The sequence below is a fragment of the Acidimicrobiales bacterium genome (assembly GCA_041394245.1).
Lineage (GTDB): Bacteria > Actinomycetota > Acidimicrobiia > Acidimicrobiales > Aldehydirespiratoraceae > JAJRXC01.
The window spans coordinates 1,069,800-1,083,295 of record JAWKIR010000002.1; the positions used below are offsets into that span (position 1 = coordinate 1,069,800).

Annotated in this window: 15 protein-coding genes; 6 read left to right on the top strand and 9 right to left on the bottom strand. The window is 67.9% G+C overall.

All coding sequences use genetic code 11. The features are described from left to right. The first annotated feature begins 41 nt into the window (after window positions 1-41). Window positions 42-1,100: a zinc-binding dehydrogenase gene (locus tag R2707_05390; protein ID MEZ5244513.1), complete on the top strand. Its 1,059-nt coding sequence runs from the start codon at window positions 42-44 to the stop codon at window positions 1,098-1,100. 21 nt (window positions 1,101-1,121) lie between these two features. Here the strand turns inward: R2707_05390 and R2707_05395 are convergent, their stop codons facing one another. From R2707_05395 to R2707_05405, 3 genes are all read right to left on the bottom strand, one after another. Continuing rightward, entirely contained in the window at window positions 1,122-2,609 is a 1,488-nt protein-coding gene (locus R2707_05395) for an HD-GYP domain-containing protein (GenBank protein ID MEZ5244514.1), read from the bottom strand. Between the two features lie 65 nt (window positions 2,610-2,674). Then, window positions 2,675-3,994, bottom strand: a complete 1,320-nt coding sequence (locus tag R2707_05400; GenBank protein MEZ5244515.1) for a cytochrome P450 — start codon at window positions 3,992-3,994, stop codon at window positions 2,675-2,677. A 74-nt stretch (window positions 3,995-4,068) separates the two neighbouring features. Beyond that, the gene (locus R2707_05405) at window positions 4,069-4,842 is read right to left on the bottom strand and encodes a hotdog domain-containing protein (GenBank protein ID MEZ5244516.1); all 774 of its coding nucleotides are present in this window, start codon (window positions 4,840-4,842) and stop codon (window positions 4,069-4,071) included. A 54-nt stretch (window positions 4,843-4,896) separates the two neighbouring features. Here R2707_05405 and R2707_05410 point away from each other — a divergent pair, with 54 nt between their 5' ends. Together R2707_05410 and R2707_05415 are read left to right on the top strand one after the other, a co-directional pair. Continuing rightward, window positions 4,897-5,922: a 2-oxoglutarate and iron-dependent oxygenase domain-containing protein gene (locus R2707_05410; protein ID MEZ5244517.1), complete on the top strand. Its 1,026-nt coding sequence runs from the start codon at window positions 4,897-4,899 to the stop codon at window positions 5,920-5,922. Between the two features lie 29 nt (window positions 5,923-5,951). Beyond that, window positions 5,952-6,518, top strand: a complete 567-nt coding sequence (locus R2707_05415; GenBank protein ID MEZ5244518.1) for an isochorismatase family protein — start codon at window positions 5,952-5,954, stop codon at window positions 6,516-6,518. Window positions 6,519-6,592: 74 nt separating this feature from the next. On the opposite strand, the gene R2707_05420 is transcribed toward R2707_05415, so the two are convergent. From R2707_05420 to R2707_05430, 3 genes are read right to left on the bottom strand one after another with little or no spacing between them, the layout of a single operon-like run. Further along, window positions 6,593-7,291, bottom strand: a complete 699-nt coding sequence (locus R2707_05420; protein MEZ5244519.1) for an EthD domain-containing protein — start codon at window positions 7,289-7,291, stop codon at window positions 6,593-6,595. A gap of 31 nt (window positions 7,292-7,322) precedes the next feature. Continuing rightward, window positions 7,323-8,315 carry a hypothetical protein gene (locus R2707_05425; GenBank protein ID MEZ5244520.1) on the bottom strand — a complete coding sequence of 331 codons (993 nt, stop codon included), beginning with the start codon at window positions 8,313-8,315 and terminating at the stop codon, window positions 7,323-7,325. Window positions 8,316-8,360: 45 nt separating this feature from the next. Then, a complete protein-coding gene (locus R2707_05430) occupies window positions 8,361-9,584 on the bottom strand; it encodes an amidohydrolase family protein (GenBank protein MEZ5244521.1) in 1,224 nt (407 codons plus the stop codon). 83 nt (window positions 9,585-9,667) lie between these two features. Between R2707_05430 and R2707_05435 the strand changes: the two genes are divergently transcribed. Together R2707_05435 and R2707_05440 are read left to right on the top strand one after the other, a co-directional pair. Continuing rightward, on the top strand, window positions 9,668-10,291 hold the full coding sequence (locus R2707_05435; GenBank protein ID MEZ5244522.1) for a helix-turn-helix domain-containing protein: 624 nt from the start codon (window positions 9,668-9,670) through the stop codon (window positions 10,289-10,291). Between the two features lie 40 nt (window positions 10,292-10,331). Further along, entirely contained in the window at window positions 10,332-10,841 is a 510-nt protein-coding gene (locus R2707_05440; GenBank protein MEZ5244523.1) for a TlpA disulfide reductase family protein, read from the top strand. A gap of 26 nt (window positions 10,842-10,867) precedes the next feature. Here R2707_05440 and R2707_05445 read toward each other — a convergent pair whose 3' ends face one another. From R2707_05445 to R2707_05455, 3 genes are read right to left on the bottom strand one after another with little or no spacing between them, the layout of a single operon-like run. Further along, complete coding sequence (locus R2707_05445) at window positions 10,868-11,893, bottom strand: hypothetical protein (protein ID MEZ5244524.1); 1,026 nt, start codon at window positions 11,891-11,893, stop codon at window positions 10,868-10,870. Then, window positions 11,890-12,270 (bottom strand): hypothetical protein, encoded by a 381-nt coding sequence (locus tag R2707_05450; protein ID MEZ5244525.1) that lies wholly within the window; start codon window positions 12,268-12,270, stop codon window positions 11,890-11,892. The genes R2707_05445 and R2707_05450 overlap by 4 nt, the downstream gene beginning before the upstream one ends. A gap of 6 nt (window positions 12,271-12,276) precedes the next feature. Next, window positions 12,277-12,870 (bottom strand): hypothetical protein, encoded by a 594-nt coding sequence (locus R2707_05455; GenBank protein ID MEZ5244526.1) that lies wholly within the window; start codon window positions 12,868-12,870, stop codon window positions 12,277-12,279. Between the two features lie 113 nt (window positions 12,871-12,983). On the opposite strand from R2707_05455, the gene R2707_05460 reads away from it, so the two are divergent. Then, window positions 12,984-13,496 carry an RNA polymerase sigma factor gene (locus R2707_05460; GenBank protein MEZ5244527.1) on the top strand — a complete coding sequence of 171 codons (513 nt, stop codon included), beginning with the start codon at window positions 12,984-12,986 and terminating at the stop codon, window positions 13,494-13,496.

Sequence of the window (13,496 nt, forward strand, 5' to 3'; positions counted from 1 at the left end):
GGTTCCGGACGCAACCGACCGCTGCACCCGGGAGAACCGACATGACCACCTGTCGAGGCGTCGTTTTCAACGGCGACGGCAGCTACGAGACACGGAGCTTCCCCATCCCCGATCCGCTTCCGGGCGGGGCCGTGCTGAAGGTCGAGGCGGTCGGGCTCTGCGCCAGTGACGTGTCGCAGCTGCACGGCCACAAGCACGTCCCCGGCGAGGTGTGCCCGGTGGTGCCGGGCCACGAGATCGTGGGGCGGGTCCACGCGCTCGCCCCCGACGCGGCGCTCGGTGTCGAGGTCGGTCAACGGGTCGGCGTCGACCTCGTGGTCATGGGCGGGCGAACGGGCAGCGGCCTCGACATCTACGGCTACACGATGGGCCCCGACCTCGACCACGGTTTGTGGGGCGGCTACGGCGAGTACATGGGCGTGCTTCCCGGCACCCACCTCGTGCCACTCACCGACGACGTGCCGGCCGCCGAACTCAGCCTCTTCGAGCCACTCGCGAGCATCGTCAACTGGGCCGAATCGCTCGGCCTCCACGAACGCGACCGCCTCGTGATCCAGGGCCCCGGACACATGGGCCTCATCGCGGCGGCGTATGCCGCCAGCCAGATCGGCGTGCGGCAGATCATCGTCACCGGCACATCGAACGATGCCCTACGGCTCGAGGCCGCGACCGCGGTCGGCGCCCACGAGGTCGTCAACGTCGACGAGCACGACGATCTGGTCGGTCACCTACGCGACCTGACCCGCGGCGGGCCGAGCGCGGTGATGGAACTGACCGCGCTGGCCACCAAACCCGTGTCCGATGCGATCGAGATGGCGAACTTCGGGGGACGGGTCCTGCTCGCCGGGCTGAAGGACGAACGCCCGGTCGAGATCGTCAGCGACCACATCGTGTTCAAGTCGCTCCGGCTGGTCGGCGGTTCGGGCTCGACCCCGGCGACCATGGATCGGGCCGGCGAGGTGCTCAACAGCGGGACCTTCCCGACCGCCGCGCTGGTGGGCGAGACCTACACGCTCGATCAGCTCGACGAGGCGCTGCAGATGCTGCAACGCCGCATCCCCGGCCGCGACGCCGTACGGGTCGGACTCGTTCACCCCTGAGCTGTTCCAGTCCGTGGGGAACTAGGCCGGCTGCGGCTCGCGGTCGATCTCGTGGCACGTCTGGGCGGCGGTCCACGCGGCGTCGGCGTCGGCCTCGCCTCCGCCGGAGACCGTGACGCCATGGTCGCGAAGGTGATCGACGAGGACGTCGACCACGGCCGTATCCAGGTGGGACCCGCGACTGGCCACCACGTGGGCGAGTGCCTCTTCTTGGCTCATCGGATCGCGGTACGCCCGCCGCGACGTCAAGGCATCCCAGACGTCTGCGACAGCGACGACGCGAGCCTCGAGCGGGATGTCCGTGCCGGAGAGACCATCGGGATACCCGGCGCCGTCGAGCCGTTCGTGGTGGTGGAGGATGACCGGCAGGACTTCGTTCAGCGACTTGACCACCGAGGCCATCTCGTAGCCGAGACGAGGGTGGGTCTCGATGACGGCGCGCTCGTCGACGGTGAGGCGGCCCGGCTTGTTGAGAATCTCGTCGGGGATCCCGATCTTGCCGAGATCGTGGAGGTACGCGCCCCGAGCGATCACCCGGAGCCGATCGGCTCCGAGCCGCATCCGCTGACCGAGCTCCACCGCGAGTTCGGCGGTTCGCGCACTGTGACCATGGGTGTAGGCGTCCTTGAGTTCGACCGCTCGCACCATCGACTGGAGCGCCTCCGGATAGCCGGCGACGATGACCTCGAACGGGTCGTGCTCGAACGTGCTGGCCAAGATGTCCGTGACCGCTCGCGCCCGCCGTCCTCTCGTCCACAGGGCGTAGGCCGTGCAGCCGAATCCGGCCAACAGATATGCGTGATAGTCCCACCACGACAGATGTGCGAAGACACCGTGTTCGAACGCAGTCAGGGCGGCAATGCACATCGCCGCCGCGAACACGAGCGCCAGTTGCACCTCGTCCTTGCCCAGGAGCCAGCGTCGCCAGTGCACCCCGATCACGGGTATGAGGAGAACCACACACCCGATTGCCACCACATCGAGGATGACTTCCTCGCCCGGCACGCTGCGGTCCCCCCACACGAGGCGAGGATCCGCGGCGGTCACCACAACCAGAGCGGCCAGGGGAACGGTCACCGCGGCAAGGGCCGATTTCGGTCGGGATGCCAGGAGGCGGTTGACCGCCCACCGTGGTGACGTACTTGCACCGACCAGGCTCACCGCCAGCGCCGCCATCGCGATGTAGGGAAAGCGACCGACCCAGAGGTTGAAGTCTTGGCGTCCCCACACCCCGGGTGTTGTCAGACCGTGCCCGACCATGGCCACGCCCACCACAACGCATCCCGCTGCCAACCACACGACGCCGTGCTTCGCCAGTCGGATCCCGATGAACGTCGATACGGCGGCGACTCCGAGCGCGCAGGCGGCGATGGTCGAAACCACGAACAGATGGCCGTACGCCGAGAACCAACGAGGATCGAGCCCGCGGTTCGCGCGGAGAACGACCAAGACCGCAAGCGGAAGCGCGAGCATCCCCAGCAGAAGCGACGAGCGCCGGATCCCATTCATCGAGATCCTCATCGGCGCCCAGCAACCCGACTTGAGCGGGCCGGGTGGCCGGGCGGCCGCGTTGCTCAGCGGCGGGTGACGGTGACGGGGAGGTTCGTGTAGCCGTGCACGAACGAGGAGAAGGTCCGCTCGGGCTCGCCCTGGATCTCGATGCGCGCGAACCGCTGGAGAATCTCCTCCCACAGCACCCTCAGCTGGAGCTCGGCCAGACGGCTGCCCATGCAGTAGTGGATGCCGTAGCCGAACGAGAGTTGGCGATCGGCGTTGTGGCGCTCGATGTCGATCGCGTCGGGGCTGTCGAAGACGTCCTCGTCACGGTTGGCCGACACGTACCACATCAGCACCTGATCGCCGGCGAGCACCTTCTTGTCGCGGATCTCGCAGTCCTTCGTCGCGGTTCGGCGCATGTAGGAAAGCGGCGTCTGCCACCGAATGATCTCGGGGACCATTCTCGGAACGAGCCCGGGGTCGGCCATGAGCTTGTCGTACTGCTCCGGGAAGGTGTTGAGGCCGTAGACACTGCCCGTCATGGTGTTGCGGGTCGTGTCGTTGCCGCCCACGATCAGCAACAGCAGGTTGCCGAGGTGGGCCAGCGTCGGCATGTCCTTGGTTGCCTCTCCGTTCGCCAACATCGAGACCAGATCGAAGCCGGGGTTCTCGCGACGCTCGGCCCAGAGCCCCTCGAAGTAGCCGACGCACTCCATCAGCTCCTCGACCTTCTGCTGCTGCGACTCGACGATGCCACCGGGTTCGGGAATGGCGAAGACGATGTCGGACCAGCGAGTGAGCTTGCGCCGGTCCTCGAGCGGGAAGTCGAACAGCGATGCCAGCAGCAGCGTCGTGAGTTCGATGGAAACGGTCTCGACCCAGTCGAACGTCTCGCCCTCGGGCAACGACTCCAGCACATTGATCGTGCGTTCCCGGATCACCGGTTCGAGGTTCTTCAGATTGCTCGGCGCCGACACGGCCCGGACGGTCTTTCGCTGTTCGGTGTGCTTCGGGGGATCCATCGAGATGAACGACTGCAGCCGCGCCAGCTGAGCATCGACCTCGGGGCTGGGGCGAAGGCCGAGGGTCATGCCACGGGCCGACGAGAAGGTCTGCCAATCGCCGTCGACCGCCCGCACGTCGTCGTACTTCGTGACCGACCAATAGCGACCCGAGGTCTCCAGCTCGTTGAAGTGCACCGGATCCTCGGCCCGCAAGCGGGCGAAATGGTCCTGCCAGCGATCCTCCTTGAAGAGGTGGGGATTCGCAGGGTTGATGTCGTCGAGCTCCATGTCGGCCGCGGCGGGCACGCCGGCGCCGAGCTCGGCCATCTCCATCTCGGGGGTCCGGAAGTCGGCGTTCAGGTAGGTCGCCTTCTCGTCGGTCGCGTCGCTCATCGGGCTACTCCTCGGTAGGCGTTCAGTCTGGCGTATGGAACGGCCCCGATGCGACCACCGCCCGACGGTGCCCGTCAGCGCGCCCGAGTCGTGGCGATGACCGCCAGCCGGTCGTCGCGGCCCTCGTCTCGGACCACGACGTTGCCGAGACCGTCGCGCACCTCTGCCACCGCGACCGCAGGGCCCGTGCGTACCGGCGACACGAACCGCATCGTCATCGACTCGAGCGGTCGGCCGTCGCCGCCGGACAGCGCGGCCTCCTCGACCGCGAGTGCGAGGAGGCCACCGTTGAGCGTGCCGGCCGCGTTGAGCCCGTCGGGGCGCATGGGGATCTCCACCACGCCCGGACGCCGCGGTTCGCACCCGGCCCGCTCGGCGAAGGGCACCGTAAGCCGCGCGGGGTGCGGTTCGAGCAGACCCTCGTCGCTCACCACCGTCGGCATCTTCAACGATGGATTCGGGGCCGCCATGAACGTCGCGTGAGCGAACCCGATCGCCGAACCGTCGGCCTCGATGTCGACACTGAGCACCGCGACCGACCGACCGGCCTTCTGGGTTCGGCCGACCATCCGGACCACTCCGACGCCGACGGCCTGGTGGTGGAGGTGGACATCGAGATCGAGGGTGACCGGCACACTCGGCGTGAACAGATCGATGGCGAGGTGTCCCGCGACCATGTCGACCCAGGCCGCGAGGATTCCCATGCGCACCGCCTCGGAACCCGGGACCCACATCTCGGGCACCACGCGGGCCGATCCGTGCATCTCCTCGCCGACGAGACCCACGCTGAAGCCGAGGTCGCGCATGATGTGGTGATCGATGTCGCCGGGGTGGGGCCGCTGCTCCATCGACACGTCCTACCACCCACGCGCGCCACAGAGCATGACTATTGTCGGTGCCTCATGACCACTCCTCCGACCGGCTCGGTCGAGACCGAACTCGCCAAGGAACGCACGTTCGGCGGCTTGGGGGTCGACGTCGAGCGCGACATCCGTGTCATCGACATGTCCGACCCGACGATGACCCGGGCCGAGCTCGACGACGCCATCTGGCGTGCCGCGTCCGACACCGGGTTCTTCCAGGTGACCGGGCACGGCATCGCCCAAGCCGACATCGACGCCGCCTTCTCGATCACCGAACAGTTCTTCGACCTGCCCGCCGAGGTCAAACAACGCAGGGCGATGCCACCGCGAACGAACAGCGGGTGGGAGTTCAAGTCGCAGAAGCGCCCCTCGACGGGCACCTACGACCACAAGGAGACGTTCCAGGTCACGATCTCACGGATGGACACCTACGACCTCTGGCCCACCGATGTCGAGATCGCCGGATTCCGGCGCATCCTCGAGTCGTTCGAGGCGGCCAACCACGCACTGGCGATGCGCATCCTGTCGTCGTTCGCCCGCAAGCTCGGCCTTCCCGACGCCTTCTTCACCGAGCGCCACGATCGCACCTCACCGGAGTACCAGTCGACCCTGCGCATCCTCCACTACCTGCCGCTCGAGGCTGTCGACCTGCAGCCGGGCGAGTGGCGGGCGGGCGCCCACACCGACTACGACTGCCTCACGCTGCTCCATCAGCGCGATGGGCAACGGGGCCTCCAGGTCTGCCCCGGAAGCGACGCCGCCGCGAGAGACTCCGACGCGCCGCTCGGCTGGACCGACGTCGAGCCCACTGCCGGCACCATCACCTGCAACATCGGCGACATGCTCATGCGGTGGAGCGACGATCAGCTTCCCTCGACCCTCCATCGTGTCCGCATGCCACGCCCCGACGAGATCGACGGCGACCATGTCGAGCCCCGCTACTCGATCGCCTACTTCGCCCAGGCCGACTGCGACACGCTCATCGAGAGTCCGAGCGGCACCCATGCCCCGATCACCGCGGCCGACTATCTCGCGCAGCGCATCGCCGCGAACTTCGCCGGATAGCGAACACCCCGGAACCGGAGGAGACGCCCGTGACCACACTGACCGATCGCCCGTCCACCGGCCTGCTCGTGATCGACATGCAGAACGATGTCGTTCGCGACTCGCCGAACCGAGACGCCGTGGTGGCGAACATCGCGACCCTGGTCGATCGTGCCCGTCGAGAGGGCATCGTCGTGGTGTGGATCCAGCATCACGACGAAGGACTGGTGCCCGACAGCGACGGCTGGCAGTACGTGCCGGAGCTGGTGCGCATGGAGAACGAGCCCCTCGTCCACAAGAGCTACGGCGACTCCTTCGAATCGACAACCCTGGAGACCGTGCTCGCCGACCACGCCATCGGTCATCTGGTCGTCGCCGGCGCGCAGACCGATGCCTGTGTCCGTTCCACGCTGCACGGCGCATTCACCCGGGGCTACGACGTCACCCTCGTGAGCGATGCACACACCACGGAGGACCTCACCGAGTACGGCGCACCACCACCCGACCAGGTCATCACCCACACCAACCTCGACTGGGGTTTCCAGAGCGCCCCCGGCCGCACCGCGAGCACCGCGGCGACCGCCGAGATCGAGTTCGGTCCGGCCGTAGCCGGGTAGCAGTACCTCGACGCGTCAGTCGCTTCGATGCACTGCCGCGTGGAAGCCGTCGAGGCTCCGCACCGCCCCCGACGTCAGCGCTCGAAGACGTATTCGCTCGTGATGGTCACGTCGGTCTGATCCATCTCGAGCATCTTCGCGACGGTGTCGACCATCCGCCCGATGTTGGAGGAGAACTTCTCGTCGTCGCCGACGGCGTCGAAGAACACGTAGGGATCGCTCATCGCCTCGATGGGGAACGACTCCTCCACGATCGCCGCCCACGGCGGAGCCGAGCCCGACAGGGGGCGGACGATCTCGTTGCGGACGTACTGGAAGGTCGATTGCGTCTCGATGGCGCAGGGGCGTTGCTCCTCCTGCCAGATCCGGATGAACTCGTCGTAATCGAGTCCCTCCTTGCGCACGATGCCCGTGACCTGCACCATCCCCGGCGTCCGCTCCCCGAGCGCAGCGACGGACTCGGTGTTGACGATCGGCCGTGACTCGACCACCAGGAACGACGCCAAGCTCGCCACGCGCGGCGACAGCACCGCCTCGATGGGCCCGCGGTCCTCGCTGCACTCGACCCAGTACGACACGATCCCCGACTTCGGCGGCGGTGCCGCGTTCATCCGCAATGCGTCGCCGTCGACATGGTCGTCCTCGACACAGACCTTCAGTTTGCGGGCGCCGAGCCCGACCATCTCCGGAGCAGCGTCGTGCAACAACACGTCGGCGAACTCCTGCTTGCTCATCCCGTCCGGCTTCCACAGCACGGTCACGATCTTCTCCACGACGAGGCCTCCTCTGGTGGCGAGCGAGACGCTAGGTGCGGTCGCTGCGATAGCTGCTGAACCGCGCGGTCAGTTGATCGCGCAGCTCGACGGACGACAGGGCATCGGGGCCGGTGGCGGCGATCGGTTCGTCGATCACTTCGGCGAGCCGATCGAGCGCGTCGGCCAGACCGATGCCGCCCACGCCCGCCTGCGCCGCGTCGGCCGAAGCGCCGTCGGCATACACCTTGGCCTTCCACGACAACGACAGGCGAACGTTGAGATCGTCGAGCCGCCCGAGCTCGGCCCCCTCGTCGGTGACGACCCAGTCGGTGCCGTCGTGGTCGAGCAGCGAATCGATCGACAGGCCCTGGACCGGCACGGCGTCGGGCTGGCCGACCTTCTCGACCTGATGGTGCATGAAGTCGTTGTCGCCCATCACGCCGGTGTTCCACATGTCCTCGTGACGCACGCTCGGTGCGTCACGCCCGTCGGGCCAGTAGCGGAAGTAGCCCCGGTCGCCGCGATGGAACCAGCACACCGCCGTGGCGATGTTCTTGCGCACGTCCTCGAACTGGCCCGAGACCCCCATGGCCGACAGGAACCAGCCGGGCGCGTTGGATCGGTCGATCCCGACGAACTCGGGGATGTCGGTGTGACTGAACGAGTCGCCACCGCGGGGTCCGGTCAGGTTGACGAACAGCTGCTCGGGACGCACGACCTCGGCATCGAAGAGCTGCCGTGCAGCCTCGATGAAGACGGTGGAATGCAGCAGCTCGTCGGCACCGTCGATGCGGGCTTCACCACCGATCGCCCAGTCGCCGCGCCATACCGGACCCGTGACGCCGGGCGGCACGTTGCCGTGCTTCAGGATGGTGCCGTCGGCCGCGGCGTGCGCCGTGGCGCCACCCACGAGGTAGCGCCCCGGCATGAAGTAGGGACCGTTGCGTTCGGCCATGGCGCGGACCCCGTCGGGATCGTCCACGACCCGCTCGATCGTAACCGGAGGCAGGCAGCCTGCGGAGCGCACCACGGTCATCGTCATGGGCCGGACGATACGGCAGCGGCCCGCTGGGAAGCCAGCTCGCCCTCAGGCCATCGTCTGACCGGAGGCCCGGAGCAGGGCGCTGTTCGGCTCGGCCGGCAGCTCGGTCAGCGGCTGGGAGATCTCCTCCGGAGTCGGGCCGTATTGCGCAGCCAGAGGCGCCAGCTTCTCGAGGTCGAAACCGTAGAGACGGGCTGCGTTGTTGGCGAGGATGTCGCGCATCTCCGGTTCGGGGACCTCGGAGAAGACCTGGCGCAGGTGCTCGCGGGTGTAGGGCGGGGTGCCTTCGTCGTGGGGGTAGTCGCTGCCCCACATGAAGCGATCGTGGCCGAGCACCTCGCGTGCCTCCAGGTCCTTCGGGCCCGGGAAGCTCGCACCCACCCAACAGTTCTGGTGGAAGTACTCGGTGGCCGAACGGGGAAGGCTGTTCTCCTCGGTGTACTTGAGCTCGCCGATCTCGCCCTTGCGGATGTTGGCGATGATCTGGTCGAGCTGCGCCAGCAGCGGCGGCAGCGACGCGGCGGATCCCTCGGTGAAGACGAACTTCAGACGCGGGAACCGCTCGAACACGCCGGAGAGCAGCATGTGCACGAACGGTCGCACGCCGTAGAACGGGATCTCGCTGATCATGATGGCCGGCACCGAGGGGAAGCGGCCATAGTTGGGCGATCCCGTGCCGGAGTGGAGGTTGACCACGAGCTCGAGGTCCTGGATGGTCGCCCAGAGCCGGTCGTAGTCGGGGTGGTAGAGCGGCTTCACCCAGTGCACGTCGGGTGGGACGTTGGGCAGGAGCACGCCGCCCCGCAACCCGTTGTCGGCGATCCAGTTGACGTCCTCGATGGCATGGTCGATGTCGTTGAGGAAGAACTGGCCGATCCCGGCCCGCTGGTCGGGCTTGCGGTCGCAGAAGTCCTTCATCCACCGGTTGTGGGCGTGGATGCCCGCCCGACGGCGCTCGTACTGCTCCGGCTCGGGCGGGCCGGCGAACAGGACGAACCCGGGATAGAACGGCGGCACGGTGTTGGGAAAGATCACCTCGGCGACGACGCCATCGCTCAGCTGGTCGGCGTCTCGGCGATCGTCGTCCCAGTTGCGCACCCGCAGATCGGTGTCGCGCAGGTCCTTCCAGGGGTTCTTGTACTCCCCGCGCCAGGCGTCGAACTCGGCCTGGTAGCTGGGGTCGAGGTACTCGCGGTAGGTCTCGTGATTGGCGCCGGCATGGGTGTCGGCGGAGATGATCGTGTAGCGCTCGCTGGTTGCAGGTGCCATGGTTCCTCCCGAGAGATGGCGTTGGTGCGATCCTAGAACTAGATTCTAGTCTTTGTCACATCCAGCGCCAGGATCCTGCCCCCATGCCCCGCCATTCGACCCGACCCCGATCCGCCCCGGAGCGACAGATTCCCGATGCCGACGCGCTCCCCCGCGACCAACGCGCCCGACGCGACGCGATCGTCGCTGCCGCGGTCGCACGGATCGCCACCACCGACTACGCCGACATCTCGGTGAAGCAGGTGGCCGAAGAGGCGGGCGTCGCCCTCGGCACGCTCTACCGCTACTTCAGCTCGAAGGACCACCTGATGGCGTGCGCGCTCCTCGCCTGGGCTTCGCGCTTCGACGAGGGAATCGAGCGCGAATCGGCCGTGCCCCGCAGCGCTCGGCTGGCGGCCATCTATCGGCGGGCGGCGCGGGCGTTCGAGCGCGAACCCCGCGTCCACGACACCCTGCTCCAGCTGCAGGCGAGCCGAGACCCCCACGCCATGGCGGCATTCACCCGATTCGCCGAGCGCCAACTCGCCAGCTTCGAATCGGCCCTCGGCGACGCGCCGGAAACGACCCGCGCCGATGTCACCATGATCATGAGCGCGGTGCTCTCGGAATCGCTTCGCAGCTGCCAGTCCGGCTCGTGTTCGCGCGCCGAGGTGTATCGCCGAATCGACCGCGCCGCCGAGCTGGTCACCGCGGGGGTCGACGGGTGAGCGACGTGGCTTCCGATGACGTCGGTGGCATCGTGAGCCCATGAGCACGCCAAGACGCCCTCGAACGCGACGACGCGTCGCCCTGATCCTCGCGGTGACGCTGGCGTTCTCCGGATGTGGGAGCGGCGACGGCGAGGCCGTGACGGAACTGCCGGTCATCGGACTCGCCGAGACGAGAGCGATCGGTGCTCCGTCGGACCTGCCGAGGGTCGTGAACCTGTGGGCCACGTGGTGCGCCCCCTGTCGACGGGAACTACCCGAGTTCGATGCGTTCGCTGCCGCGAACGGCGACGTCGTCGAGGTGATCGGAATCAACGTCGGAGAGGACGAGGCTTCGGCACTGGGACTGGTGCGGGAACTCGACCTCGGGTTCACGCAGCTGCTCGATGTCGACGCAACGCTGTCGGAACGTTTCGCCGTGGTGCTGATGCCGTCCACGGCGTTTCTCCGATCCGACGGTTCTGTCGCGTTCGTCCAGGCGGGCGCGCTCGACCGCGAGGGGCTCGCCGAGTTGACCGTCGAGCATCTCGGGGTCGATGTCGACGGGTGAGCGGCCGATCCGGGCCCGGTGGCGACCTACGAGTCGGGGCTCGGCTGCGGACGACCGATCGCGAACAGGTCGATCAGCGAAACCACGGCGACACCGAGACCGACTGCGGCCGCGACGGCGATGCCCAGTCGGTCGAGGAGCTCCGGCGCGTTCGACGGGATGATGGCCGACCGGATGGCGTCGCGCCGCGAGAGCCCCCAGAACAGCAACTCTGAGCCGGCCAGGAACACGAGGGCCGCACGGACGAGCGCCGCACCCACCGTGGATCGGGCCCGGCTCGCGGCCGCCGCGGCCAGTGCGATGAGTGCGATGAGCGGGAGCAGCCACAGCGAACGCGGCGGGCCGGTCTCGGCCGGTACCGATTGATACGCCACGAGTCCGAGCCCCAACGCACCGACACCCACCCCGGCGGCAATCCCCCAACGCCACACGCCACGGGCGACGAACACACCGACCAGGGCGACGAGCGCGGTGCCGAACACGAGCGTTGTCGACCAGGCTCCCGGCGCCGGCAACCAGTACGACGCGACTGCGATGTCGACATCCTGTCCATCGATCACCAGCGGCACGACGGCCTCGAGGATCTGATCGCCCGGCGACGCAGCCGGAGGTCTCGCTTCGTTCATCCAATGGGTTCGATGGTCATGCCACGCGTACCGGCCCGCCGAGCCGACGGCGCTCCACTGCGGCTCGGCGTCGGCGTCGGCAGCAGCGGGGATCTCCACGGCGGCGAAACGGTCCTCGTTCAGGTAGCGAGTCGGCGACGCAGTGTTCTCCCACACCGTTCCGTCGGGATCGAAGCGAAGATACGGCTCGCCGTTGTAGCCGAGCACGAGGACCTCGTGGCCCTCCTCGACGACGAGTTCGATGAAGCTGTCTCCGCCGATGAACGCCACCGAGATCACATCGGTCGTCGGCGAGATCGACACGACTCGCGATTCGTAGTCGGTGGGTCCCGGCGCGTCGGCGGAGGCCGGCGTCGCGACGGCCAGCAGGATGCCGATCATGCCGAGAAGCGACGCGGGGAAACGGATGATCCAGCGGCGGATCACGACACGACGACGACGATCTGGCCGCTCGGGTGCACGGTGCAACCGCCGATGAACTCACCCTTCGTCGTGAATTCCTGACGAAGGACCTCACCTTCGCCCACGAAGAACGGGCCGATCAGATGACCGCGGTCGTCGTCGTTGCGGATCTCGATGACGTCACCGACCGACACTTCGAGTCGCGCCGGAAGGATCTCGAGCGGGTCGCCGGCGTCGAACGCCTCGCCCGCTCCGGCCGGCACCACGAACATCAGGTCGGGATCGGCTTCGAGAAGGCCGGCCTCGCCGGTGCGAAATCCGGGATCGTCGCCACACGCCGTCACGACGAGTGCAGCGGCGAGAAGGAAGGGAAGGATGAGAAGAACGGCCGGTCGACGCATGCGATCTCACGCCCCCACGGGGCTCGACTCCAGGTTCGCCGATGCGTTGTCCCTGCTCATCATCCACAGGACGACGAGAGCGAGCACCTCGGGGAGATGCAGGAACTCGGTGGTCAGGCTCACGGTTCGGTCGATCACGTCGATGATCGCCGACAGCGCGAGCGCAGCGACGAGGACCTGCCCGACTCCCAACATCGTTCGGGCCCGGGCCGGGCGGCGGGCGACCAGCAGCAATCCGACGCCGTAGGCGGTCGCGAAGGCGCCGAGGTGGCGCGCGTCGTGAGGCGTCGTCGACGTCGTGTCGACGAACAGCAGCGCCGGCGCGGCGAGGACGATGATCTGCAGGCCGAACAGGACGAGGGCGTAGCGCAGAATCGTGTCGTGTCGGCTCTGGTCCTCACGCACGGCGGCTCGGCGCACCGAGGCAGCCAACGTGCCGGGTCCCATGGCGGTGATCGGCCCGCGCCCCTCGAGGGTGCGGCGGTACTCCCGGCAGTCCGGGCACTGCCGGACGTGGCTGTCGAGAAGCGCCGGCTCGATCGAGGCGTCGGCGCCAACCGCGATCGCCGTCATCTCGTCGACCCACGACGTGCAGTCCATGGAACCATTCTCGTGGAGGCCGGAGCCGGACCGCCAGTGACCGTTGTCTCGACGTCTCATCTTTCCGGTCACGCGAGTTGGCGCTCCCGCTCGCCGGGGCAAGACTCGATGGCATGGAGGATCCGCTGCGCCGAGTCGTCGAGGCCGCTCGCGAGGGCGACGACCGTGCCCTCGAGTCGTTCGTCACGGAGACCCATTCGGCAGTCCTGGCCGTCTGCCTGCGCTTGGGGACCGACGGCGAGGTCGACGATCTCGTGCAGGACGTCTATCTCCGCGCCGTGCGTGCACTCCCCAACTATCGAGGCGATGCTCCGGTCCTGCCGTGGCTGCTCACGATTGCTCGCAACACCTGCGCCGACCACGTCCGGCGCAACCAGCGCGACCGTCGCATCGTCGAACGGGTGAAGGGCGAGCCCGCCGCGAACGCGGTGGCGCCGCAGTTCACCGACGACATCCTCGACACGCTCGACCCGGAGCGGCGCGACGCATTCGTGCTGACCCAGCTCCGCGGCTACTCCTACGACGATGCGGCCGAAGAACTCGGATGCCCGGTCGGCACCATCCGCTCGCGCGTCGCTCGTGCCCGTGCCGATCTGCGGTCGTCGCTGGCCCGCGAGGCCTCCTGA